At 63.2% G+C, this 22,831-nt stretch carries 27 protein-coding genes; 5 read left to right on the top strand and 22 right to left on the bottom strand.

The features are described 5' to 3' along the window. Positions 1 to 153: 153 nt before the first annotated feature. Positions 154 to 594: a hypothetical protein gene (locus tag GGQ96_RS16545; RefSeq protein ID WP_022676115.1), complete on the top strand. Its 441-nt coding sequence runs from the start codon at positions 154 to 156 to the stop codon at positions 592 to 594. 36 nt (positions 595 to 630) lie between these two features. On the opposite strand, the gene GGQ96_RS16540 is transcribed toward GGQ96_RS16545, so the two are convergent. From GGQ96_RS16540 to GGQ96_RS16485, 12 genes are all read right to left on the bottom strand, one after another. Further along, positions 631 to 945 (bottom strand): ribbon-helix-helix domain-containing protein, encoded by a 315-nt coding sequence (locus GGQ96_RS16540; protein WP_022676116.1) that lies wholly within the window; start codon positions 943 to 945, stop codon positions 631 to 633. Further along, positions 942 to 1,610: a ParA family partition ATPase gene (gene parA, locus GGQ96_RS16535; RefSeq protein WP_066667192.1), complete on the bottom strand. Its 669-nt coding sequence runs from the start codon at positions 1,608 to 1,610 to the stop codon at positions 942 to 944. Before parA ends, GGQ96_RS16540 begins: the two co-directional genes overlap by 4 nt. A 900-nt stretch (positions 1,611 to 2,510) precedes the next feature. Then, a complete protein-coding gene (locus GGQ96_RS16530; RefSeq protein WP_028657725.1) occupies positions 2,511 to 2,846 on the bottom strand; it encodes a hypothetical protein in 336 nt (111 codons plus the stop codon). Between the two features lie 117 nt (positions 2,847 to 2,963). Continuing rightward, on the bottom strand, positions 2,964 to 3,263 hold the full coding sequence (locus tag GGQ96_RS16525; RefSeq protein WP_022675751.1) for a hypothetical protein: 300 nt from the start codon (positions 3,261 to 3,263) through the stop codon (positions 2,964 to 2,966). Positions 3,264 to 3,344: 81 nt separating this feature from the next. After that, complete coding sequence (locus GGQ96_RS16520; protein ID WP_022675750.1) at positions 3,345 to 4,166, bottom strand: CsgG/HfaB family protein; 822 nt, start codon at positions 4,164 to 4,166, stop codon at positions 3,345 to 3,347. Positions 4,167 to 4,239: 73 nt separating this feature from the next. Next, complete coding sequence (locus GGQ96_RS16515; protein WP_022675749.1) at positions 4,240 to 4,905, bottom strand: hypothetical protein; 666 nt, start codon at positions 4,903 to 4,905, stop codon at positions 4,240 to 4,242. Then, entirely contained in the window at positions 4,895 to 5,233 is a 339-nt protein-coding gene (locus GGQ96_RS16510; RefSeq protein WP_148291664.1) for a hypothetical protein, read from the bottom strand. Before GGQ96_RS16510 ends, GGQ96_RS16515 begins: the two co-directional genes overlap by 11 nt. 2 nt (positions 5,234 to 5,235) lie before the next feature. Beyond that, positions 5,236 to 5,745: a DUF2726 domain-containing protein gene (locus GGQ96_RS16505; protein WP_022675746.1), complete on the bottom strand. Its 510-nt coding sequence runs from the start codon at positions 5,743 to 5,745 to the stop codon at positions 5,236 to 5,238. Beyond that, positions 5,742 to 6,146, bottom strand: coding sequence for a hypothetical protein (locus GGQ96_RS16500; protein ID WP_022675745.1), 405 nt, complete (start codon positions 6,144 to 6,146; stop codon positions 5,742 to 5,744). The genes GGQ96_RS16505 and GGQ96_RS16500 overlap by 4 nt, the downstream gene beginning before the upstream one ends. A gap of 8 nt (positions 6,147 to 6,154) precedes the next feature. After that, a complete protein-coding gene (gene mobF, locus GGQ96_RS16495; protein ID WP_066667194.1) occupies positions 6,155 to 9,415 on the bottom strand; it encodes a MobF family relaxase in 3,261 nt (1,086 codons plus the stop codon). A gap of 2 nt (positions 9,416 to 9,417) precedes the next feature. Beyond that, a complete protein-coding gene (locus GGQ96_RS16490) occupies positions 9,418 to 11,748 on the bottom strand; it encodes a type IV secretion system DNA-binding domain-containing protein (RefSeq protein WP_066667199.1) in 2,331 nt (776 codons plus the stop codon). Continuing rightward, positions 11,735 to 12,025, bottom strand: a complete 291-nt coding sequence (locus tag GGQ96_RS16485; protein WP_066667201.1) for a ribbon-helix-helix protein, CopG family — start codon at positions 12,023 to 12,025, stop codon at positions 11,735 to 11,737. Before GGQ96_RS16485 ends, GGQ96_RS16490 begins: the two co-directional genes overlap by 14 nt. A gap of 533 nt (positions 12,026 to 12,558) precedes the next feature. Here GGQ96_RS16485 and GGQ96_RS16480 point away from each other — a divergent pair. Continuing rightward, the gene (locus tag GGQ96_RS16480; RefSeq protein WP_018250420.1) at positions 12,559 to 12,783 is read left to right on the top strand and encodes a hypothetical protein; all 225 of its coding nucleotides are present in this window, start codon (positions 12,559 to 12,561) and stop codon (positions 12,781 to 12,783) included. 135 nt (positions 12,784 to 12,918) lie between these two features. Here the strand turns inward: GGQ96_RS16480 and GGQ96_RS16475 are convergent, their stop codons facing one another. The 4 genes from GGQ96_RS16475 to GGQ96_RS16460 all read right to left on the bottom strand — a co-directional run bounded on the left by GGQ96_RS16475 (position 12,919) and on the right by GGQ96_RS16460 (position 17,617). Continuing rightward, positions 12,919 to 13,500: a hypothetical protein gene (locus GGQ96_RS16475; RefSeq protein ID WP_018250421.1), complete on the bottom strand. Its 582-nt coding sequence runs from the start codon at positions 13,498 to 13,500 to the stop codon at positions 12,919 to 12,921. 586 nt (positions 13,501 to 14,086) lie between these two features. Further along, the gene (locus GGQ96_RS16470; RefSeq protein ID WP_018250422.1) at positions 14,087 to 15,151 is read right to left on the bottom strand and encodes a DUF2493 domain-containing protein; all 1,065 of its coding nucleotides are present in this window, start codon (positions 15,149 to 15,151) and stop codon (positions 14,087 to 14,089) included. Positions 15,152 to 15,232: 81 nt separating this feature from the next. Beyond that, complete coding sequence (locus tag GGQ96_RS16465) at positions 15,233 to 15,751, bottom strand: DUF736 domain-containing protein (protein ID WP_018250423.1); 519 nt, start codon at positions 15,749 to 15,751, stop codon at positions 15,233 to 15,235. 789 nt (positions 15,752 to 16,540) lie between these two features. Next, positions 16,541 to 17,617 (bottom strand): competence protein CoiA family protein, encoded by a 1,077-nt coding sequence (locus GGQ96_RS16460; RefSeq protein ID WP_184116615.1) that lies wholly within the window; start codon positions 17,615 to 17,617, stop codon positions 16,541 to 16,543. A gap of 55 nt (positions 17,618 to 17,672) precedes the next feature. On the opposite strand from GGQ96_RS16460, the gene GGQ96_RS16455 reads away from it, so the two are divergent. Continuing rightward, positions 17,673 to 18,605, top strand: coding sequence for a hypothetical protein (locus GGQ96_RS16455; RefSeq protein ID WP_145957898.1), 933 nt, complete (start codon positions 17,673 to 17,675; stop codon positions 18,603 to 18,605). Next, positions 18,595 to 19,170, top strand: a complete 576-nt coding sequence (locus GGQ96_RS16450; protein WP_018250427.1) for a Ros/MucR family transcriptional regulator — start codon at positions 18,595 to 18,597, stop codon at positions 19,168 to 19,170. The genes GGQ96_RS16455 and GGQ96_RS16450 overlap by 11 nt, the downstream gene beginning before the upstream one ends. Before the next feature lie 9 nt (positions 19,171 to 19,179). Here GGQ96_RS16450 and GGQ96_RS16445 read toward each other — a convergent pair whose 3' ends face one another. After that, a complete protein-coding gene (locus GGQ96_RS16445; protein WP_018250428.1) occupies positions 19,180 to 19,614 on the bottom strand; it encodes a hypothetical protein in 435 nt (144 codons plus the stop codon). Positions 19,615 to 19,656: 42 nt separating this feature from the next. On the opposite strand from GGQ96_RS16445, the gene GGQ96_RS16440 reads away from it, so the two are divergent. Then, a complete protein-coding gene (locus tag GGQ96_RS16440) occupies positions 19,657 to 20,151 on the top strand; it encodes a hypothetical protein (protein ID WP_018250429.1) in 495 nt (164 codons plus the stop codon). Between the two features lie 122 nt (positions 20,152 to 20,273). Here GGQ96_RS16440 and GGQ96_RS16435 read toward each other — a convergent pair whose 3' ends face one another. The 5 genes from GGQ96_RS16435 to GGQ96_RS16415 all read right to left on the bottom strand — a co-directional run bounded on the left by GGQ96_RS16435 (position 20,274) and on the right by GGQ96_RS16415 (position 22,829). Beyond that, entirely contained in the window at positions 20,274 to 20,474 is a 201-nt protein-coding gene (locus GGQ96_RS16435; protein ID WP_097352040.1) for a hypothetical protein, read from the bottom strand. A gap of 363 nt (positions 20,475 to 20,837) precedes the next feature. Beyond that, positions 20,838 to 21,032 (bottom strand): hypothetical protein, encoded by a 195-nt coding sequence (locus GGQ96_RS16430; RefSeq protein ID WP_018250432.1) that lies wholly within the window; start codon positions 21,030 to 21,032, stop codon positions 20,838 to 20,840. A gap of 190 nt (positions 21,033 to 21,222) precedes the next feature. Beyond that, on the bottom strand, positions 21,223 to 21,630 hold the full coding sequence (locus GGQ96_RS16425) for a response regulator (RefSeq protein WP_018250433.1): 408 nt from the start codon (positions 21,628 to 21,630) through the stop codon (positions 21,223 to 21,225). A gap of 18 nt (positions 21,631 to 21,648) precedes the next feature. Then, positions 21,649 to 22,473, bottom strand: coding sequence for a Mom family adenine methylcarbamoylation protein (locus GGQ96_RS16420; protein ID WP_018250434.1), 825 nt, complete (start codon positions 22,471 to 22,473; stop codon positions 21,649 to 21,651). Next, positions 22,470 to 22,829 (bottom strand): DUF3768 domain-containing protein, encoded by a 360-nt coding sequence (locus GGQ96_RS16415; RefSeq protein ID WP_018250435.1) that lies wholly within the window; start codon positions 22,827 to 22,829, stop codon positions 22,470 to 22,472. The genes GGQ96_RS16420 and GGQ96_RS16415 overlap by 4 nt, the downstream gene beginning before the upstream one ends. Between the last annotated feature and the right edge of the window lie 2 nt (positions 22,830 to 22,831).

Genomic DNA, 22,831 nt, shown 5'->3' with positions numbered 1-22,831 from the left:
CGCGTTTTCCCAAGGCTTTAACAAAATTCCTTCTGGCTAACGATCCAACAGTCGTTACGGGCGTTATCAATATCGCTGAGCTGATTTCCCAGATACGGTAGACGGCGCAGCAGATGCTGCCTTTTGGCAGTATTTGGGAGGCGTCGGTTAACCATGATGGACAAGGAACTGCTTCGCGGTCTTGAGGAGCATCACCGAGTCATCCGGGTTGGCCTCACGTTAATTCAGAGTCACTGCGCAACCGACTGCGCGAACATTGCCGGTCTGGAAAAGGCTCGCTTAGATCTAACCCGCGCAAGCCGCGAAAGGTCGGCGTTTGTTAGCGACTGCATTATTCCGCGTTTACTGGAAACGGCAGACAGCGACGATCGTGCTGCGCTGTCGGATTTCCTTGTCGCCTTCACCTCTAAGAGGCTCATCTCAGACAAACACATCGAAAGGTGGACCGACGACAAGATCGCAGCCGACGTACCTGGCTACTGCGCGGCCGCTCGTACCATCTGGTCAATGATGGAGGAGCAAATGGAACGCGAAACTCGCGTGCTCGGAGCGCGCTTGCTGCGCAACTCCGAGCTATGCAGCGCGCGACGCTGAGCCTTTACCGTCGCCGCGACTGACGGCGGGGTTGTCTCAAGCGGAGGCGATAGGCGAGCGCCCATACTTTTCGAACAGCAGGTTCAGGGCTTCCGCCATGAGTTTGACTTGGTCGGTGTCGTGCTCGACAGCCAGCATCGCAAGCTGCTTACGAACCGCGGGATCGAAGTAACCGGCAATGTTCACCTTGCCGTTCCGGCGAGGGCCCGGCGCCGCCCGAACAGGCCCGTCCCCCTCCCCCGCCTCGACCGCCTCGGCCGGTCGAGCGATAGGCGACGGCGCTGGCGCAACCTTGCCGCCAATCTCTCCCAGCTTACCCAGACCTGCTGCGAAGCCAACCTTTCTAGTCATGCCGCCTCACCCTTCTTCTTACGCTGCGCAGGTGCACGTGTGCGAGTGTGCAGCTGTGCGACCACCCAGTCAAACAAGGCGGTCACCTCTGCGGCAGCTTTTCCGTTCGGCTCGACCTCCTGCGCTGCTTGGCCCGAAATCATACAGCGGCTGAAGGCGACGCGATCCCCAAACGACGGGTCCGCGACCTGAAGCCCGAACGACGAAGCGATCGTCTCGGCCGCCTCCTGGCCACCAGTGCCTTGGTGAGGCACGCTGTTGAGGACCGCGAACGCCGTTTTGCCAACCAGCTTCAACAGCTCGACTGTCTTCGCCATAGCCCTGAGATCCATGATCGTGGGCTGACACGGTACGAGGATCAGATCTGCCGCCTTTGCCGCCTCGAGAGCTGTGCTCTCGCTGTGCGGAGCCGTGTCGAGGATTACCACGTCGGCCCCCATCGACTTCGCTTCCTCGAGAACCTTTGTCAGCCTGGATGGCTGGATCGATAGCACTGCGGGCGTCTCATCCGCGCGATGATCCTTCCATTCGGCTGCGCTGGCCTGTGGATCGAGGTCGAGGAGCAAGGTGTTCTTGCCGGTAGCGGCGAAAGCTGTCGCAAGGTGGATCGCGAGCGTCGTTTTTCCGACCCCGCCCTTCTGCGCAATGAGAGCCACTGTCTTCATCTTGATATCCTCGCTTTGCCCTATGCACAGTCGTGACTGTGCACACGTGCGCGATTGCGTTGGTACGTATGCCCACACTCGCGCTAGCGCACAAGCGCGAAAACGCACGTGCGCGCGTGTGCACAGGTGCACGGTCGCACCAGTGTCTGAACCGTTGTTGCGTTGAATGACCTTGTTCAATGGTGCCAACACAGCTGCTCAAGCCAGCTCGGCTCAAAGCAATGACGCTGCGCCGGTGAGCCGACTGGTTTCTGGGGCGGGTCTCGCACGTGCGGGCTCTACCCTGCGTCGCTTAGCTGGCGGCGTCAGGCCGCCCCTAAGCACCTCCTCTTACCATCCTCGGTGAGCCCTTCCCGTTCAACATCCATCAGCTACCCACACGACAAGCAGCCCGACTACAGATCCTTCGCACTATCGCGTAATCACGACCGTGCGACGACGCACCCTCGCACCTGTGCACACCTGCGACAGTGCATTATCGCAATAGTGCGCCGAGCCAATGCAGCCCTTAGCGCCGTGTCGCAGAGATCGCGTCGGCGACCTGTCGTCCCTCGGCCGAGCCAGAGCCATGCGCCACGCAATCACGGCGGTCGCATCGCACCTGTGCACCAGTGCACCGGTGATTCATTCCATCGCAGGGTGTGGAGCATAACGCTTTCGCACGATCCCCAACGCTAAGGGGGCGGGTGAAAAGGGAGCTTCTGAACTAGCTGGCGCCTTCGGGGGGAGGGCACCCCACGACCTTGGCAGGCTAGAGCCAAGCGCACTCGCTCACGCATACGCTCCCAGACATACGTGCATCGACGCGCGGGTGCGCTGGTGCACAGAAGCGTAATTGCGACGTCGCAGACGTGCAAGTGAGCACCTGTGCACAGGTGCGCGGTCGCACACTCGCGATACCTATATCAGTATGCCGACGATGACCAACATCAGGGCGGCGTTGGACGCGAGGATCTTCCCGACGCCCAGCGCGCGAGCCGATCGGCCTTTCCTCCTGGTAGACCAGGTGCGGTCGATCCCGGTACGTACTGCCAATATCCCGTCGACGGCTAGGACGGACCCTATAACGAACAGCATCAGGGTGAAGGCCTTCACAAATTCTCGACCTGATGACGGCGATATGGCGAACGCAGCCACGAGACAGACCGTCGCGATCCCGTAGAGCGATGCGCCAGCATCGAGGAGACCGGACATCAGGAGACGGCGAGGTTGGCTCCACGGGATCGGCACAAACATCGTCGGCCTTCTGCAGACGCGGCACGGCTCAACCGGACTGGCGGGCGGCCACGCTCCGAGGCGATTGCCGCAATATCCGCATGTCGGCGCAGTGGGGGAGGGGGCCGTTTGCATCGACTACGCTGACGGATCCGTGATGGTTTCGTCTGCCGGCACGTCGGCGCGCATGGAGGCATTGTAGCAGGCGGGGTCGCAGAACAGCATAGGACGGCCTCTACACGTCATCTGGTGCCCCTCCAGCATGACGGGCCTGCTTGCCAGTCGCTGGCATCGCTCGTTGGTCTTCGTCATGAAGCCGCAAGGGATGGCGATCGGTTCACCACGCGGCGCCTCCATCTCGGCCGCGTCTAGCGGCTCTATGTTGAGGTCCGGGGCAGGATCGAAGAAGTCCCGCTGCTGGATACGCGCGTGTTTCATATGGACACCTGACGACGATGGGGGAGGGGGCTCTCGAGCGATGCTCTCGCTCGCCTGCTAACTCCCTCTCCCCTCTAAAGCTTATTGCCTCGGCGCTGGTGGTGCCATCGGAGGCGCCGGGGAGGGCGCCGGTCCGATCGAAGCTCCAGTTGGTTGGGGCAACCGCGTCTGTGCCTGATTGGTCAGCTTGACGAAGGCGTCGAGCATCGCGACCGAAGTGATCTTGCCCATGTCGGTGCTGGTATACGCACCTCCGAGAGCGCCGACGCCGGCGTTGGTGAGCAGACCGCCTCCCAGGATCGACAGATCCTTTTTGCGGGCCGAGCCCGTCGCGATCGCCTGTTGGATGCCGGTTTTCACCTCGATCAAGGTAAGCATGGTCTGGCTCGACTTGACCTTCTGTTTGAACCCGAGGCCGCCGGGGAACATCGTGCCGAGCCCGCCTCCGCTGCCACCCGCATCAGAATCCGAATAGAGCACCTTGGCCTGGAGAAGGTAATCCGCGGCCTTCAGAGTGGCTTGGTTGTTCGCGCCAGCGACGCTTCCACCCGCTGCGAGCTGACGCTCTCGCTGCAGGGCGTCGAAGCCTTCTCCACGATCGACGACCTGGAAGCAGCCCGATTGAGCAACGAGAAGCTTCAGCAGGGGGATCGGATCAACACGCTGACTCCCGCCGTTCTGGGCTTCTGCCATCCGCATCAGCGCCGCAAGGCCCGGGGGAATGCCCTCGGCGGTTCCTCCAGCGGCGCGCTCCTCCACCAACGCGATGGTCCCGTAGGGTCGATCGCAGCGTGGAACCTGCGTATTCTCGTCGATCCCGATCCCCCCCTTACCCGCCTTCTGGGCGAGCGCCGGCGAAGCCGACGCTGCGAGCAATGCCATGATTGCGATAGTACGGCGCATTGTATCCCTCCCTCGTTCGATGATCGTGTACCATAGGTTTGTTGCTATCTCAGTGCGTTGCGACTGAAATGACCTATTCCAGAAAGCCCTTTGCGCTGTCGGCTTTGACCTCGAGAGCGCGAGCAAGACCGGTCTGCAGCCGGATCGTCTTGTCTGTTGATCCGACCACCTTCACCGGAGCCATCATTTCCTTTGCTGTGGTCGAGCCGAAAAGGCGGTCATTCCCGTGCCAGAAGGCCGTCAGCCCCTCCGCAATCCTGACGCGGTAGGTCCCGACCTGGACCGGTGTTGCCGTCTTCTTCCCCCCAGCTACGTAGATCCCCAACACATCCTTGTCGGTCGCGACGTCGTTCAAGACGACCACGTAGCCATGATTGGGCCTGTCTGGAGCGCGAAACCTTAGAATGCCCTGTCGACGGTTAAGGTCGGTTGCCGGTGTGGTGAACACCGTGCCGCTTTCCGGGAATGGCACTGGAATCATCCTCTGAAATGCCGACGTCATCACCGAGGTGTACGTCCTATAGATGACATACATGCCCCCGAGCGCGACGGCCGGAACTAGGATTGCTTGAAGTAGCGCACGTCCGACGCCGGCCATTTGCCATCTTGCGTTGGTCCATGACGATCCCTGGCCCATTTCCACACGCCCGCGCTTGTCGTTCCAGATCGTCGGGCCGTCATCGATACCCTGGCGCCTCCGATACCGGGCCCGCATATAGTCGCGATCATCAAGCCCCATGACGTGCCGCTCCAGTTGTTATGGCGCGCTTCGTCACGGCGCGGTGATGCAGAATCTTCAGCTGCTGCATGAAGTCGGCGATGACGAAGGAAAACTCGTCTGCGACCTCCTTCTCGGCCGCACATTCCGGCGCGATCGAAGCCGCGGCGAGCACCAAATGAGCCGCTGCAATCGGATGCTCATCCATGAGGTGAAAGGCTCTCGTGCGAAGATCGTCGGCCAGCTCCTCGGCGGGGGTGTGTACCCCGGCTTGGCTGGTAGGGGCGCTCTGAGCGTCATCTAATCCGCTGGCTTCGGCAGATGGACGTGATCGTTCGGCTATTGCCATGGCTACATGACCTCGTGGCGGGGAAGGTTCTGTGCGGGGAGGGGTCGCAGCGACGCGACGATCGGCATGACGTCGTTGAAGTTGGGCTGCACGCGCCCGGGCACGCGGATCGTGCGATATCCCGCATAAGCCGTCATTTCGTCGCGAACGCGGTCCTTGAACGGGTTATGCGACCAGTCGTCGACCTCGATTAGCGCGACGATCAGGCCCGTCGCACGATCCTGCGCCACGAAGTCGACGATCTTCTGCGAAAAGGCATTCCGGTCGGAAATCTTGCTCTTCCGCATTGGGCTTTGCGGTACGCGCAGAAGCGCTCCCATCGCGACTTGCGCATGGATACGGCAGTGCGGCAGGGCGCGCTCGAGGACGTTGAGCATGGCCGTCTCGCGCGGGGTCAGGAAGCGTTTCGCAACCGGGCGCGGTGGACCGAATATGTTTCGAACACCTAGCGCCTTCAGGATGAGGACGGCCGAGACCAATGCGATCAGGAGGGGGAGGGGCTTGTCCATCATCGGACGGCACTCAGAGGGATCGAATCCGATGTTTTGCCGCTCTCAGCCGCTGATAGCCGGTTTTCGGACATAGAAAGCCACTGCACCTCTTTTGATGATGCTGGCCTTCCGGGGATGAGCTGCGCGGCGACGACGATGATCGCGAATATGACTAGGACCCGGGCGAGTTGAACGATCATGCGCCGATCGATCGATCGGCGCGCATCGTCCTTCTTCTCCAGTTCGGCTGCACCCTGCAGACAGGCGAGCGCTCCGTCACTCAGGATACGAGCATTTTGGGTTTCGTCGTCAAACAGGGTGGCGTCGCCACTCGAAAACCGACTGGCTCGAATAGCGAGCAGATCATGCGCGAGCCTGCGCAACTCTTCGGACGTGGGTTTGCTCTGAAATATCGGGCTCATGGCGTTCCTCACATATCCAGGCTTAGATTTTTCTGAGGGAGCCCCGGCAGCTGGTCGCCGTGGCCAGGCATCGCGGGCAGGGAGCTCAAATCGTCCATGTCGAGCGGGCGCATTCCCAGCTCGTCGTCCTTCCGCGTCTCCGGGCGCTTCTGGCGATCCTCGTCATCCTTGCGGTCGAGCGCGAGGCCGTCACGCTCCATCTGCTTCGGATCCGAGTAGTCGTTCTCCGACTTGCCCATGGGTGGGAGGTCGTCAGCCGACGTCAGCGATGCGTCGAAGATGATCCGCTGCCCGTCATCGCGATCGAGTGTCGCTGCTGCTGCGCTAAGCGCGTCGTCGGCCGCCTTGGTATGTCGCCCCGGGCCGTCGATATCGAGGCGTCCGAGGGTCTCGAGCGACGCCGTCTTGTTGCCGGGGTTGCTGTCGAGTTGTCGGTCCAGCTTCTGAAGGTTGTCGATGACCATCGTCAGCTCGAACCGCACGCGGGTGACGGCGACGTTGAAAAGGCGCTGGTTGGACAGGTTGCGCTCGAAGCTGCGCATGGCGACTATCGCGTCGTTGGTCGTGACGCCCTGTGCCATGTGCATGTTCAGGGCGTATGCGAGATCCATGCGGTGCATCATCCGGTCACCGTTCTCGAGCGTGACCTCGTCTTTGTTGGCCAGCTGTACGGTGACCTTCCCGTCCTCGATCCGAGTGATGGTGCCGAGCGAGGCGTTGAAAATCCCGCGGTCCTTGTCGTTATCCGTCCACCTGATGCGATCGCCCTCATGGATGCGGATCGTCTCCAAGGTCGCGAGCGACATGCGATCCTTGCCGATCATGGGGTCCATGCGCTGGGGATTGAATTTGATGGCGCGCCCATTCTGGACCACCTCCACCCTGCCGTTGGCGAAAGTGCGTCTGACCTCCGCCACGCCGCGGCGCAGGCCGAGCTCCGGGATCACCTCCTGTATCTGAAGCTGCTGACCCTTCTCGTAGGATTGGGCGTACCGCAGCTCCTCGCGGGTCAAATTGATGTTCTGCAGGACTGTAACGAACAAGCCATCGCCCTTGAGCGTGCCCTCGTCCCGCAAGCCCTTCTGGACCGCATCATTGATGTCCGCTCGTGTTTCGCGCCCGGAGGCGAAGATCGCCGTTTCAGCGCGCTTCTCCGGCGACAGGTCGAGCCATAGCTCCGCCGCACGCGCGGCCGGGTCTTGGTGTTCGACCACCTTGTCACCGAGCACTTTTAGCGCCTGGCCCGCCTTTCCGACGTTGGCGAGTGCTGCAACCGTCCGAAGCTGGTCGGTCTGCTGTCGCAGATTTTCATCCATCCGAGCCATGCCGATCATCGCCGCCTGCATCATCGCGAACGCCTTGCCGGCGTCGATCGGGAGCAGCTGCTGTCGGTCGCCGATGAGCGCGATACGTTCGATGCCGAGCGCCTCTGCGATCGTCAGCATCTTCAACATGTCCTGGTTGGAGACCATCGACGTCTCGTCGACGACGATGACCGTGTCCTTCAGCTCGTCCCGCCGCGCCTGAGCAGCCGGCGTGTTCGGGTTTATGGCGTGCTTCTCATTGTGCCAGATGAAGTGCGCGATCGTCTCGGCGCTGACGCCGGCGGCCTGCATCTGGTCGACCGACATCTCCCGATTGGGGATCGCATCGGGCCGGGCCATGCCCTCCTTCATGTCGGCGACCATCTTGTTCTGAAAGGCGAGGCCTAGCACCGACTTGCCTTCAGATTCCGCCACGCGTGCGACAGCTTGGAGCATCGTCGACTTGCCCGCGCCGGCGATGCCCTGCACCGCGACGATCTTGTCAGGCGAGGACACGACCAGCGTTGCGGCTGCAAGCTGTCCTTCGTTCAGCGCGTGAGGGGAGGCGGCCTGTAGGCGGTCTGGTGCCTCCGAAGGGGCAACCAGCGGTGTCGCAGTGCCTTTGCCGGCCTCTACTCGCTCAAGGATCCGTTCCTCGGTTCTGAGGGATTCCGGCGTCGTTACGGCGGCCACCATCCCGGCGCTGCTACGGATCTCGCCGGCAAGCAGCTTGCCCTTCTCGGTCAGCTGATCGATGCGCGCCTCGACGTGATCGATCGTCACGCCCTTCAAATTGAAGTCGAGTGCCTTCTTGGCGACCTGGTTCTTCTCGAATGCCGCCTCGCGCTGGCCCAAGGTCCGGATCGCCGAGGCAACGGCGAGCTGCGCGTTGGCTTGCCCGGCGCTCTGCGCCATTCGCACGAAACCGCGGTCGACGAGCGGGTCGGGCGAACGCATCAAGCCCGACACCGTTTCTCTCGCCACCTTCACGGCGTCTGCGATGGCATTGTAGCTGCGGCCAATAGCCCCGGCGTTCTCACGCTGCTCCATCTTCGCGGCGGCGTTCATCGCACCCTCAAGCAGCGCCTTTCCGTCCCAACCGGCTGCGGCTGCATCCTTCATCCAGTCGAGGACCAGGCCGTCCCGATCCTCGAGGTTGAGTTTGGGATCGCGGGTTGTGACGGTGACACCGTCTCGCCCCTTAGGTGATACGATACCCAGCTCGGCCGCCTTCTCGAGGATCTGCTCACGGCGCTGGCTGAAGGTCTCGAGGACGTCCTTGGGCACCCCGACAATCTCGAACGTGCCGTGCTTTCCGGTCGCTACAAGTTGGTAGCCGAGCTTCTCCAACTCATTGCGGAGATACGCATGGTAGATTGCGCCGATCACGGTGTTGTTCGCCCAGATTTTGTCAGCGTGGAGCGCATGCCACTCGCCATCCGGCCCCTTCGTCAGGTTGGCCAGGATCGCATGGATATGGAGCTGGGGATCGAGCGCGCGGCTCGTGTCGTGCTGAAAGAGTGCGTAGACCAAATTGCCGGTCTTCACCGCCTCCGTTTTGCCGTCCTTCGTGATGCGCGTTTCAGCGAGGTTCTTCTCGATCCATGACAACGTCTGCTGGACCGCCTTGGTATGGGCTCCGTCCGGGCCGAGGATACGCTTGTCCCCTGCCACATAGGCCATGAGCGAGACTGACTTCGGTGCCGAGAAGGTGAGGTCGTACCCCGGCCGCCGACCCTCTCGTTGGTCGACCTTCTCTCCTGAAGGCAGCTCGCCATGCAGTGCCTTCGCGAAAGCCTCTTGGCTGACCGCGCCGGTAAGGCCTGCCGTGGCGGCGCCTTCCCCGCCCCAAAGGCTGACGTCTCCAGCCTTCTCGTCGGTGTAATAATCACCTGCGACATAGTCGTCCTTGGTGAAATACTTCGCCGCGCCGGAGGCCGATTTCACGGTAGCGATCGAGTGCATCGTTACAGCCCGATCCCGTCGTCTTCAGGGAAGGCGTCACGCGCTTCGCGGACGGACAGATCCTCCGGCCGCTCCGCGGTCGGTGTCGGATCGTCACGCAACCGTTCGTCGCTGCGCGCAGGGGCGCTGCGCCCATCCATGGACCGGGCCCGGTCGTCACGCTCATCATCGCTGGTCCGGCCGCGATCGGCCGGCGATCCCGCTTCGGTGCTGCTCACCACCGTCGCCTCCGACGATGGGCCGTCACGGGAGTTATCGACCTCCCCTTCGCTGGGCTGGGAGAGGATATTCGCGGCGAGATTGTTCGCGACGTTGGCCGGTTCTACCTCCTCCTCCGACAGTGCCAGCGACTCCCCACGCCCGCCGTCATCACCACCGCTGTTCGGCTTTCCACCACCTCCGCGACCAGACGCCGCAGGCGCGTCAGGATCGCGCGGTTTCCGCGGGACGAAACCTTCCGCGACCTTCGGGTAGTGCTCCCACTCGAGCTGGATGCGCGCGGCAGGGAAGCCGTCAGGAAATTTGACGAAGCCGTGCATGGATGGAAGGTTCGTAATGTCGTCTGGGATGACCAGCGGCTCGACCTGCTTCCGAGGCGTCAGGGTCGAGGCATCGCGGGTGTTGTTGTAGCCGTAGCTATACCCCTCATCCATCTGCCGGATTTCACGGTTGCCGATGTATCTGGCGCACTGCTCCGCGGTATCGAGATCGGCCGCAGCCAGGATCAATTTGGTGCGCGCGAGCGACGACAGATTGCGGGCGTTTTCCTCGCCGTAGACCTGCACCAGCTTGTCGAAGGAGTGGAGCCCAAGGATCATCGCCCCGCCGAAATTTCGGGCGGTCTGCAGGCCGCTTTCGATCGCCGGGAGCCGGTGAAGGGCACCGAGCTCGTCAAACATGAACCACGTCCGCAGCGACCGGGTTTTCGGCATCGTCATGAGCGAGTGGATGGCGAGGTTCGACCACAGCGTGAGCAGCGCCCGGTTCATCTCGAGATCGGTGTAATTTGAGGTGATGAAGAGGATCGAACCGGGCTTCTTGTCGCCGGTCATCCAGTCCTTGATCGAGTAGGTGCGCCCCTCGTCGGGGAGGAAGCGCAGGACCTGCGCATTGGTGTTGAAGACGGCGCGGATCGACTCCGCCATGCGCGCGGCTTCAGGCGCCGTCAGAGGGTCTGCGATCGTCTTGGCTAGGTGCTTGTGAACCTGCTTCAGGTCGGCCGTCATGAGGTTGTCCGCCAGTGCCTGGTTCGTTGTCATTTTCTTCTCGATGAGCTTCATGCACATCTCGATGAACAGGGTCCGCGCGGCGAGCGCCCAGAAGGGCTCGGAGGAGCCGCCATCGGACGGAATGAGGGCGGCGGCAGCGGCCGTGAACTCGCTGTAGGTCCGGCAGTCGTTGAAGATCGACCAGGCCGGGCAGCGCGCGTCCATCGGGTTCAGGATCGTGTCCCGTTCGGGGTCGTAGAACGCCTCGACATAAGCCCCTGTCAGATCGAACACGACGGCGCTGTCTTGGCGCTGCCGGATCTGTGCGATGGTCTTGCGGAGGGCGGTCGTCTTACCGGCGCCGGTCGTGCCGAGAAGCAGGGAATGGGACTGCTCAAGGCGGTGCGGGTAGGGGATGCCCGCGATCGTGTACGGATGGTGGATGCCTCCCGCTTTGCGGGCTCCAAACGGCAGCTTCAGGACCTGCTCCGGCGTCTTGTTCGGGAACAGGCTTTGAGCCTCTTTCACGAACTCGATTTTGTTGTGCTGGACGATCTCGGCATAGAGGACATCGCGCTCGACCAGCATGGCTCCGCGCTCGTGACGCTCCTGAACCATTGCCTTGCCGCGCCGCTTGGAAAAGTCGACGTACCAGATGGCAAGGGGCACGGTGACGCAGGACGCGATCATGGCCGATCCGATCACCCCGCGGACGGCTTTCGTCCAAGCCCGAGCGACTTCCGGAACGTAGGGCACATAGCCCATGATCGTGCGGTGCAGACTGTTGTCGGGCATCCGCAAATCGACCTGCTTCAGGTTGTCCAGGGCGACCCAATTCCAGAGACCCGCTAGAACCCGCATGCAGATCAGCTGGACGTTGTTTTCATCGAGGGTGATGGACAGGATAATGACGTAGGCGAGAGCGAACACGCCGAGCCACATCAGGATCGGCAATTTGGCCCCCTGCAGCCACATCAGCACCTGAGTGTTTAGGAGCTGCGAACCACGCGTGAAGTTGCCCGAATTGCGGGGGAGTTCGCCTCGCGCCGAGTGGTGTTCCTGAGGGATAGGACGGCCGTCATTGCGGATGTCACGCCGCATGGCCTTGGGGTCATCGCGCGCCATGATACTGCTCCATCCGAAGGTCAGTCTGGGCGATCAAATGGTCGCGCAATTCGGGGTGGTTTTCGCGAATGATCGCGTCGAGCGCGATCTGCGTATATTCGGTCACGCGCATGTGGCGGAGCTGGCTGTCGTCGGCACGCTTCGCACCGGCGACGAATTGCTCGATCGCCAATCGGATCACGTCTGACGTGCTGCGATTTTGGCGTGCCGCTACCGCATCGACCTGGTCACGTAGATCCCGCGGGATCCGGACCGTGCAGTGTGTTTTGGTACTCAAGAACCAGCTCCCTAGCAGGGGGGCTGGTGGGCACTCCGTGGTGTAGTTTTTAGCGGGTCTTCAATGCTCATTCAAGCCGCTCGTTGATTTGCGCCTCGAAATCGTGCCACATCGTAACACGCAAAAAGCGCGGTTTTCTGCGGTTTTCTGAGTGTGTTACGTTGTGCCACAAAGCGTAACACATTGTGACCCTCATTCGTCATCTGCTAACCTGTTGAAATTGCTCGGGAAAAGGCAAGCGAAGCTTGCGTAGGGTGTGCACTACTGTAGTCCCATATCCTCCGTGCTGTATCGGTGCTGGTTGGTGCTCCGGGTAGCTCCGGGCCGTGTCCCGGTTTCACCGAGGATCGGGTCCGACGTGAGGCGGAAATGGGTGCTGGATGGCGTGCTTCGCACGCCGGGGTTTATGGCGTCGGCCGATATCATCGTGGGGTCTTTCGCTGGGGTCCGAGAGGCTGCTTGGCGTTGTGAATTGTCGGGGGTAGAGTGGCTGTGTTCAGAGCCCGATCAGCCTGACGAAAAGGACGATGGAAATGGCAAAGTCACTGGACGCCGAACTGGCCGCGATCGAGGCCGAGGAACGCAAGCTGTCGGAGCGTCGCAAGGCGCATCAGGGCAGGTTGCGGGAGGCCGCGATCCAGTCGGTCGAGAAAGCGGGGTTGCTCAAGCTGCCGCTCGACCGGCTCGATGGCTTGATGAGGGTGGTGAAGACGCTAGGCGTCGAAGAAGTCGAGAAGCGGCTGAAGGCGTCAGCCTGAAGCCGGCCGGGACCATCGGCGCGTAGCCGGTCGGTTCTCCAAAGGTGTCAGGCAAAAAAAGGGGCGCGTCGGCGAAGCCGCGCGCCCCGTATCGGGTCGGAATGAAGACGGGTTAGTCGGGGTTTGGCAGGGCGTTCATGCCCATGCGAGACTGGCGTCAGGCGGATTGGTTTTCGTCCGGGCCATGGCGACCAGCGAGGGCAGGTAGCGCGACAGATGGGGGTCGGCGGTAAGGCGGTCGTGGATCACCGGATCGGTGAGACGCCGGCGCAGTTCGGCAAGCGGGATTTCGCCGAAGGACTCGGCATCGAGGCCGAGGCTTTCAAGCAGGGCATAGGCATTGCCATTGGCGACGTTGAGCGCTGGTGCGCTGTCATGGGTCCATGCGACCTCGATCATCACCAGCCCGATATTCTCCTCGCGCCGCACGCGGATGCGCCGCGCGGCGAATTGGGCTTCGTCGAGGACGGCGATCGCGGCTTCGCCGTGGTCGAGGATGGCGCTGAGCGAAGCGAGCGGAAGGGGGCAGACGCGCGCCTCGAACGCGAACTCCGGTTCATCGGTCGTGCCCCATTCGTGGGCGATAAGCGGGTAGCCGAGACGCTCGGATTGGGCGCGCAGGTAATCGCACAGGACGGATAGCTGGTCGCGGGTGATTTCGGCGGGCGGGACGGCGTGTACGTCATGGCCGTCATCGATGCGGAACGTGATGGTCATCTCGACCTCCTTCGTTGGAACCGCTCTTCCCGTTCCCGCTCCTCTCCAACATGCCGTGCGACGGGCACGTCGCTGGTCGGCAGGGGTGGCATGGCCGACATCGTGCGAGGTGACGTCAAGGATCTGCCAGCGGCAGCAGCGCCGGGCCGGGTTCGATGCCCGGCCCGGCGCTTCCCCGCCAACAAAATGGGTTCCTGTTCAGCGGTACTCGATACCGCATCGGACAGTCGCGCGGCAGCAGCGCGGGCGCGGGCTCGATGCCCGCGACCGCGCTTTCCCGGCACGCGGCATTCTCCGGCGCTGGCGAGCTGGTCGGGCGGGCCGGGAAAGGCGGCGGCAGCGCATTACCGGAAGGGGGAAGGCGAGCGGGCGTGCGGGTGTCCGCGCGCGGCCCGTCGGGGCCGCGCCAGGGCGGCCGCGCGTCCGCTCGCCTGGCGTGGGGGGAACCTGTAGGGTTCCCCCCACAAAGCGCCGGTGGCGACAAGCGGCCAGCCCCGGCGGGAGCGTCCGGGGCTGGCCTAGTCATCCCTGCCAAGGGAACGGGTGGGCGGGACGACGCAGGGGGGGGTGCGCCGTCCCTAGAGGGTCAACCCCAAGCCGCGCGCTTGGTTGCGGCGGGGGCCGGTCCCTGATCGGAAATGCGATAGGCTTGGGTCGGAACGCCTGCCTTTTTCAGTTCGTCCAGCAAGCCCGACTGGATGCCGGTTCCCTGACACACGATGGCTTCGACCGGCGCGAGGGCGACAAGCTGGTCGTTGCGGCGAAAGCCTGCGGCTGCCGCGTAGCGGCGGACGTTGGGCGCGAAGGCGACTAGCGGAACCTTGCGGCTCGCGGCCCAAGAGGCGGCGATAAGGTCGCATCCCTTGCGCTGGCCGGACGTGCAAAGCGTCATGTGGGGAACGCGCGCCTTGATCGCGTCTAGGCGGTCGTAAAGCATCTGGAAGTCGTGCCATTCCTGACCGCCCGAAAAGACGACGATGGGGCCGGTCGGGTTGCGCTTTTCGCGGATCGCCTCGGCGCGCGCCTTGAGAAAGTCGAGGCTGTCGATCTGGCTGGCGGTGGTGGCGCTGGAAACGACGGAGCCGCGCGCGCTGCTCCACGGTTGCCCGGTGTGGGCATGGTAGCAATCGGCGGCATAGGCGCGCATACATTCGATGGCGGCGCGCTGCTCCATCTTGGTTTGGGTGCGTAGCTGCATTTCCTCCAGTTCGACGGCGTAAATCTCTGACGGATCGGGGCGGCGGGCCATCTCGCCCAAGTCGCGGGCCAGCGTGTCTTCCTCGCGCGCCAGTTTCTGCGCCTCGTAGTGGAACGAATTGACGAAACCCCATGCGATGGCTTGGGCGCTCGTCTCAAGCCGGGTATCGGCAAAGAGGTCGAACAGGGTCGCCATGATCGCGCGGCAATCGAATTGCGCTTCGGCGGGTTCGGGCATGTCGAGTTGCTGGGCGATCTCGCCCGGACCCATGATCGACCATGCGCCGACGTCGCCGAACGCGGCGTTGAAACTGTCGCTGGTGGTGTCGTTGGCGATTTCCTCGCGGATGGCGTCGGCGCGGTCCTGCGCGGCGATTTCCCCCGGGGTCGATCCCATGGCTTCGCCAAGCTGCGAAAGGCTGGTATAGCGGCGGGAGGGCGTTTGCTTGGTCATTGGTTCATACTCTCTGGCAGGGTTGGCGTCTTAGGACCGGGGGGAGCGTTTCAGTCGCTTCCCCCCGTCCGTTCGGTGGTCTTAGGCGGCGACCGTCTCGTCGGCGGTCGTCTCGCTCTTGCGGCGGCGGGTCGGCGTCATCGGCGGGATGGCGTCGGCGTCGGTTGCGCCTTCCTCGACCATCTGGCCGTTGGCGTCGGCGTTGCCGGTGCCGAAACCGTCATCGATGGTGCGGCGTCCGCGTCCCTGACGGCTGCCGTTGAGGTTCTCGCGGCGGGGCAGCGGGCGGTTCCATACGACGTTGTAGGTTTCGGTTTCGTCGTCGGTGCGGAAAAGCATGACTTGAACCGGGGCGGTGAGGCTGGGGTCGTCGAAACGTCCCTGATAGAAAACCTCGCCGCTCGAATTGCTGGTCTGCTCCCACAAAGCGCCGATCTGCACCCAGCGGCGCGCGACGTTCAGCGCCATGATTTCGAACGCGGGTGCCTTGTCGCTGTCGCTCTCGACCGGGCGAAGGCCAAGGCGGGGAAGGTCGATGTGCGCGGTGGCGATCGAACCGAGAAGCTGGCCGTTGGTGCTCTTGAAGGAACCGATGTTCATGTGACTTACTCCGTGGGGGCCGTTCCCCCTCTTTGCCAGGGCTTGGGGCCTTTCCCCTCCCGACATCTTTCTTTTACCCCCTCCCCCCCAAGTATTGAAGCGCATTGATTTCTTGACACCAAGTTATCGTACACGGTGAGTCCGAGCATCTAAAGAGCTTGCGTCCAGCAAGCGTAAACAAACAAACAAAGAAGCATTGATCGCGGTAGCGAGCAATTCAGATGAACAGGAACGATGTTCGGGGGGCGTAGCCCCGGCCTGTGATCTCATCGCACCCGGAGCCGTCCTCGCAGGGGCTCAAGGCGCAGGCACGGTCGGCGGGGTCAACATGAATGACGGAGGCTCCGCCGCTTTAGCGGTGGAAACCGTAGGACCAATCAGCAAAAAGCATTGTCCGCATCGCGGACAATCCATCAGCGGTCCGGTATTCTTGTTGAGGCGTCTTCAAACAAACAAAAGCATTGCCAGCCTTGCTGGCAATACCATCGCGACGCCGACCCCGGCGGGCGGGTCTGCAACGCGGAGACACTGAGAGGCGGCGAAGGGTGCGATGAGATCATTGGCCCCACGAACAATCATCATGCGCGCCAGCGCATGATTCCACAGCCGCAGGCTGCTGGCGATGCGCGTGGATCTGGGTGTGACGTTCAGGGTGGAAGAGGCTGGTGCGTCATCATGCCCGTGGAGGCGCGCAGGAGGCCCGTAGGGGGCGGAAACCCCGGACAAGGGATCGTGACCCCGCAAGGGGCGGAGACGCGCTTCAGCGTGGCTCCGGTCGGCTTTAGCCGACTAGAGCCCGGCCCCGCCCATCGGGCGGGGTGGCCCCGAGGCTGTCGGTTCATTGATGGTGGCGAGGTGAAGTCGCGGTTGCCGGTCGAACCATCGCCGGAGATCATCATGACGTTCACCGTCGGCGATACGGTAGGAGGGGACGGGGGTGTTGATGCAGGCTATCGCATAGTTGAATCGGAATGACTGGCCGAGCCGATCGGCGATTATCTTCAGCTCGTCGGCAAGCATTCTACGGAGATGGGAGAGGTTATCGCGACCGCGATCGTCGATCGGGACACAGTTGGGATATTGCAGGCGGGTTCGACCTGCGTGCGATCGTCGGACGGCGACGGGCAAGAGGCGCGGCAGATCATCCGGGAACGACGCGGGTTCGATTGTCCCGGGTTTGTCGATGGTGGATCGGAGCATGTTGAGCCGACCGGCGTTGCGTGATTTGTTGTAGCAGTCGTCATTCCAGAGCCAGATCTGCCCGTTGCCCATGGCGGCGAGGGTGTCGACCCATGTCGGTAGCGTACCGGCATCGACGGCGGTGTCGAAGGCATCGGCGCTGACGATCCAGATCGTGACGGCGCGGTGGTCATGGTCGCGGTCGATCCGCCGTTCCGCGCACCAGGCGCTGGTGGGAGAGGCCTGGACCTCGAAGTGGACCAACTGGCGATCGATGGTGACGGCGATGTCGGGTTTACGGAGGCCCGATGGTGTATGAGCCGAAGCGTTGCGAGCGGGGTGGCAGCCCATGGCTTCGAGGATGGTCATGATCTGGCATTGGGCATCGATGTGCCATTTGCCGTCGTCTCCGGTGGGGTTGCGGCCGTGGAAGGCGGCGGGTGTGATATTCGTCCGCCAGGGGCAGGGTGGTGTGGCGTCGTCATCGGGGAAGTGGGCGAAGAAGGGTTGGCGGATGACGCCGGCGCGCACGCCGACGGGTTCGAGGCAGGCTGCGCATCGGAAGGCGTGTCGGCCATCGGGCAAGGCGTGGATGTCGCGGAGGTTGAGGGTATCGACGTCGTGATGGCGGTGGTGTCGATCGAGCACGAAGGGGATGGCGAGCTGGCGCTGCGGGAGGGCTTTCATTGCAGGTTCCGATAGGGCTTGATGGTCCATCGAAGCCGCGCCGGGGGGTGGGTCCGTGTCTATTGACGACAGTTGCAACGAGAGAATGCAGGAGCCGGGAAGCGTCGTAGCGGCGCTGGTTGCGCCATCGCGCGAGCCGTCCGAGGCGACCCGGTCAGCGATCGAGGCATGGGTACGGGATCACCAGTCGAGCAGGGCGGTGGTGGCGATCGAGGCCGCGGCGGGCGCGGTGCTCAACGATCTGCTGGAGGATTTCGGTCGGACGTATTCGTGGAACGAGGTCCGCCGGTTGCCGGGCGTGCCCGAGTTTCGGTCGATGACGGATCTGGCGAAGCGGCTACGGGTGATTTCGGGCCGATTGCGGGAGCAGCATGGGGCGGACCAGGTGATGCAGGTGCATCATAGCGGGCGCTCAGCGCTATGGCTGTCGTTCGAGGTGCCGCCTGAACCGGCACCCGATGCCAGTGGGATCGTGTATACGGAGAGGCCGGTCGAGATGACGTGGCTGGGTCGGCTAATTTACGGTCGGTTGCCGTCGCGTAGCCGGTGGTCGGCCCCGGGTGTTTACCCGACGTTGTTGGTAACGGTGCCGTTCTTCCTGTCGCTCTATGGGTTTTACCATGGGTTGTTCACGGCGAACGCGTGGTTGGTGGTGCTGTCAATGGCCATATTCGCCAATCTGGTGTGGGTGGTGTTCCACAGGTTGAGCCTGCCGGTGAACCAGGCATGGCGAGTGGAATGGCCGTATGTGAGGGGGGACGGGAAGTTTGGCGTAATTCATACCCGGGCAAGGAGTGACGGTCGCCCGTTGTTCCGGTTGTATGGGTATGAGGCGAGTTGCCCGATCTGCGGGGATCTTGTTGATCTCGAGCATGGACGTCATGGGTTCAAGGGACGGATTGTCGGGGAGTGCCGGTCCAATCCGATGGAACATCTGTTCTCGTTCGATCATACAACGGGGGAAGGCAGGTGGCTTTATGAACGATAGCGGTGAGAAGATGTCGATGGTTGCGCAGAATGATCCGGTCGAGCTGGCGACGGAATTGACGATTGCGTGGTTGTCGAACCCGAACACGCGGGTGTCGAGCGAGGATGTGCCGGTGTTTCTGCAGCGGATGCACGAGGCGGTGAGCGCGCTGGAGGCATCGGGGAGCGTGACGGGAACGGGCGATGCGACAGAAGCGCCGCAGGCGTATGCGCCGGCGGTGTCGGTGCGCAAGTCGCTGGCGCGGAGCGATGCGATCATCAGCATGATCGACGGGAAGCCGTACAAGACGCTGCGTCGTCATTTGAAGGGTCATGGTCTGACGCCGGAGCAGTATCGCCAGCGGTACGGGCTGAAGGCGGATTATCCGATGGTGGCGCCGGATTATAGCGAGGCGCGCCGGGACATGGCGAAGAAGATCGGGCTGGGTCGCAAGCCGCGCCAGGCCGAAGCGGAAGCGGTCGGGACGGCAGAGGTGTCGGATGGCGGGCCGGAGGGATCGGCGGAGAGGCCGCGTCGCGGGCGCAAGCTGGGGATCGCGGCGGCAAAGGCGCACCTCGGGTCGTAGGCGGCGGCTTCAGTCGTCAGGCGCGAGGGTGGCGATGGCGTTGACGGTTCGGGAGAGCCGATCGACGATATCGGCCATGTCGTCGAGGCGATCGGCGAGATCGATGGCGAGGTCGAAGAGTTCGGCGTTGTCGCTCGCGCCGTTTGCGGCGGCCATGGCGAGGCGGTGGAGGTTGAGGATGTCGGTTCGCATTTCGGGCGGCTCGTCATCGTCACCGTCGGCGAGGTGGTCACGAAGGTCTTCGAGGTCGCCGACGGCGGCGAGGATCGCGCGGGTGTCGATGGCAGCGAGGCGTTCGTCGCGGCTGTCGCCGCCCTTGTTCCAGTTCATGAGCCGTGGCGTCCCCTCGCGATAGCTTGCGCGGATCCCGGCGCGCGCGCGGCTGCGCGACGCCGGGGAGAAGTTTTCATCGACTTGTTTGCTGGCAACGGCAGCCTCATTCAAGGTGTTGTCCTTGAAGGATATTCGGGCAAGGGAGTGAGGGCGATGCACTGGACAGATACGATCAAGCGGCATGACTATGACCTGGCGCTGGTCGATGTGATGAACGACGTGGAGCTTGCGCCTGAACGCCGGGTGCTGGCGGGTGCGGCGGTCGGGGTCGAGATCGACCTTGCGTGGTTGTCGGCGGGCGAGTTGCTGGAGGCGTTCGAGGCGCTTCAGGGTGATGTGGCGCGCGGGGTGAAGCGTGGCGAGGGTTATGCGGCGCTGGATGCGATCATCACCGATGCGAACCCGTTCCAGATGCGGTTGTGGTATCTGCTGAGCGACACGTCGATCGAGGCGGCGGTGGAGATGCTGGGGTGGCTCAAGGGGCTGCTATATGCGCGTGGCCGGGCGTCGGTGACGCTGAGGGAGGCGGGCGTGCCGCAGATCCATTGGGCGCATGAGGATGCGCTGGAGGAGCCGAACGCGGCGGATATCATGGGGTGTACGGATCGCACCGCGCGGGATCATCGGGTGAACAGCGTCTGGCTGTGACCGATCCCGATGCCGGCTCCTGACATGAGGATGCGACCGATGCGGGTCAGGGCGGTTTTCCAGCCTTTGATACAGGCATGGAAACCGGCCTGACCCGAACGGTCATCACATGACGACGGGTTCTATTTGCGCCGTTTGTACCGTGCGCGCTCTGCCGCCGCTTCGCGATCACGCTTGGCCATGTTGGCGCGATAGATACGGTCGGATTCCGCGCTGGCGCGGTCGGTTTCTGCATTGGCGCGCTCGCGGCGGAGACATAGCTCGCGGGTGTCATCGGCAGCCATGTTGCCCGGTACGCAAGGGTTGGCGCGACGACGCTGCATGTCGGCCTCATACTGGGCGTCCTGGCGCTCGCGACGCTCCCGGTCGGCACGAACCGGATCATAGTCGTCGTCGCTCTGACTTTATGGTGCCTTGACGGCGTCCCGAAGCTTGCCGAGCAGGCTTTGAGCATTGGCCGGCATCGCGGCGCTGCTGACCAGAAACGCGATCAACAATCCTGACCTAAATCGCATCATGATACTCCCTGGTTTGGGTAAGTGTCTCATAACGCGAACGGTGCGGATCGTTGCACGCTCAGATCGAACATTTTGAGAATAGGCCGGCGGCCGGGTTGTTCATGGCGACGATGTGAGGCCGCATCGGCGAAGATCATGATTCCGGCAGCGAGGTTGCCCGACGAATGTTCAGGCGACCATCGCATAGACGGTGTCGGTCGGGGCTGGTTCGTGCCGGGAGACGCGGAAGGGCTGGACGGGATTGCCGGTGGCGATGACATATTGGTCGGCGCCGGTGTCTTCGCGACGCTGAACGGCGACGGCATAGGCGTTCTCGAACGAGGCTAGGCGACCCCGGCGGGCGGAAAAAGCGGTGTCGGTCATGGCGTAATCCTTGGGTAGCGGGTTCGTTCATGGAAAATCAGGAAGCGATCGTATAAGAGTGATCGGGACCGGAACGGGCGCTGTGGCGTTCGAGTGGTTGATCCGTCCGGATGGAGGATCCTTCGGGAACGGGGCGGCATCTCTGCAAGGGTGCCGCCCCGTTTCGTTTTGATACAGCCGCCAAGGCGGCTCAGGATTTTTCCTTGAGCGGTTCGGGCTTCTTGCCGTCGGGCAGGGTCTGGCGGAGATGGTCGTGCACGAGCCGGGCGGTGAACGGCTTGGAGATGAAGGTGGCGTTCTCGGGCATGTCGCCAGGCTCGGGGGTGATGCGGCCGCTGGCGATGACGATATCAATCCACGGCCAGGTGGCGAAAACCTTCCGGGCAAGCTCGAAGCCGTCGAGGCTGCCGGGCATCTCGACATCGGAGAAGAGGAGCATGATCTGTTCGGCCTTCTGGCCAAGCAGATCGATGGCTCCATCGCCGTCGTCGGCTTCGTGGCAGCGATAGCCGGCATCTTCGAGAATGGAGCGGGCATCCATGAGGATCAGGGGATCGTCATCGACGGCGAGGGCATAGGGGACGGTGGAAAGGGTCATAGTGATATAACTCCCCGGTCAGCGATGTGATTGATGCGGCGCTAAAAGATATTGGGCGATGGCGTCGCTGCGGCGTGGGTAGGCGAGCCGTGGCAGGCTTTGCCCGGCCGTGCGCGCGCGGCGGGTAAGTTCGAAGCAATAGGTGAACAGCGGGCTTTGGCGCTGTGCCGCAAGCACCCCGTTTGCCTTGAGCGTATCGAGCCAGGCGCGGGGATGCTCGCCGGTCGCGGGCCGGCGGGCGCCGAGGCGGACCAACTGGTCGATCGCACCGGCATGGCCGGTTTCGAGGTTGCGGATCTTCGACAGCGTGCGCTCGGAGATCGTCTCGCCGGCGATGCGAAGGACGTTGCGGGCGCGCGTCCGACCACGATAGGCGCCTGACAGTGCGGCATAGACACAGCCGCAGTGACCAAAGCCCGGATCGGAGAAGCTGACCACGGCCTCGATGCGGGATCGAGCCTGCCGCAACAGCCGGAAGGCGCGTGAGGCGAAGTAACTTTCCCCGTTGGCCGCGACGCTTGGCAGGCAGAGCAGGCGTTGCAGAACGCAGCCGCGCGCCGGATCGGCGAAGCCGGTGTGGCGGGTGATGACCGCCCCTGTCGCGGGAACGCCGAAGACGATAGCCCCGACCAGCGATGCGCGCTCACCCGCACCGGGTCCGAACAGGCCAACCGCGAGCTGAGCGGCGGGATAGCGGGGCAGATAATGGTGGTCGGCGATGAAGGCACGCGCGGTCGCATGGTCGATGACATCGACGGCGTAGCGGCGCGGGTCGATAACGGTGTCGTCGGAGACGAACGAGGCGCGGCGGTCACGCCAGCGCTGTGAGCGGGCGGTTATCACAGATCCTCGCGCAGCATGAGCGTGAGGACGCGGGTGGTGACGCCGGCGTCGGCGGGATCTTCCGAACCATATTCGAGCGCGGCATCGTAATAGTCGATCGCGAAGAACACCTCGGTGTCGCGCACCGTGAAACTGCCGCGGTTGCGTTCGGTATCGCGCGGATCGAAGGTGCAGCGGCGTAGCGCCTGCATGAGGTGGGCCTGGGCGATTGCCCGCGAGGCGAGCGTGTCGCCTGCCAGCGTGGCGAGACAGGTCCGGGTGACAACGATGCGGGCGGTGCGGTCGAGCCCCTGGCGGCAGCGGTCGTTGAGGCGGCCGATGATCTCGGTGCGCGTCTCGTCGGTGACAGCGATCATGA

This window comes from Sphingomonas abaci, from assembly GCF_014199625.1.
GTDB lineage: Bacteria > Pseudomonadota > Alphaproteobacteria > Sphingomonadales > Sphingomonadaceae > Sphingomonas > Sphingomonas abaci.
Note: the sequence above shows the minus strand (reverse complement) of the source record. Positions and strands in the feature narration are given on the sequence as shown.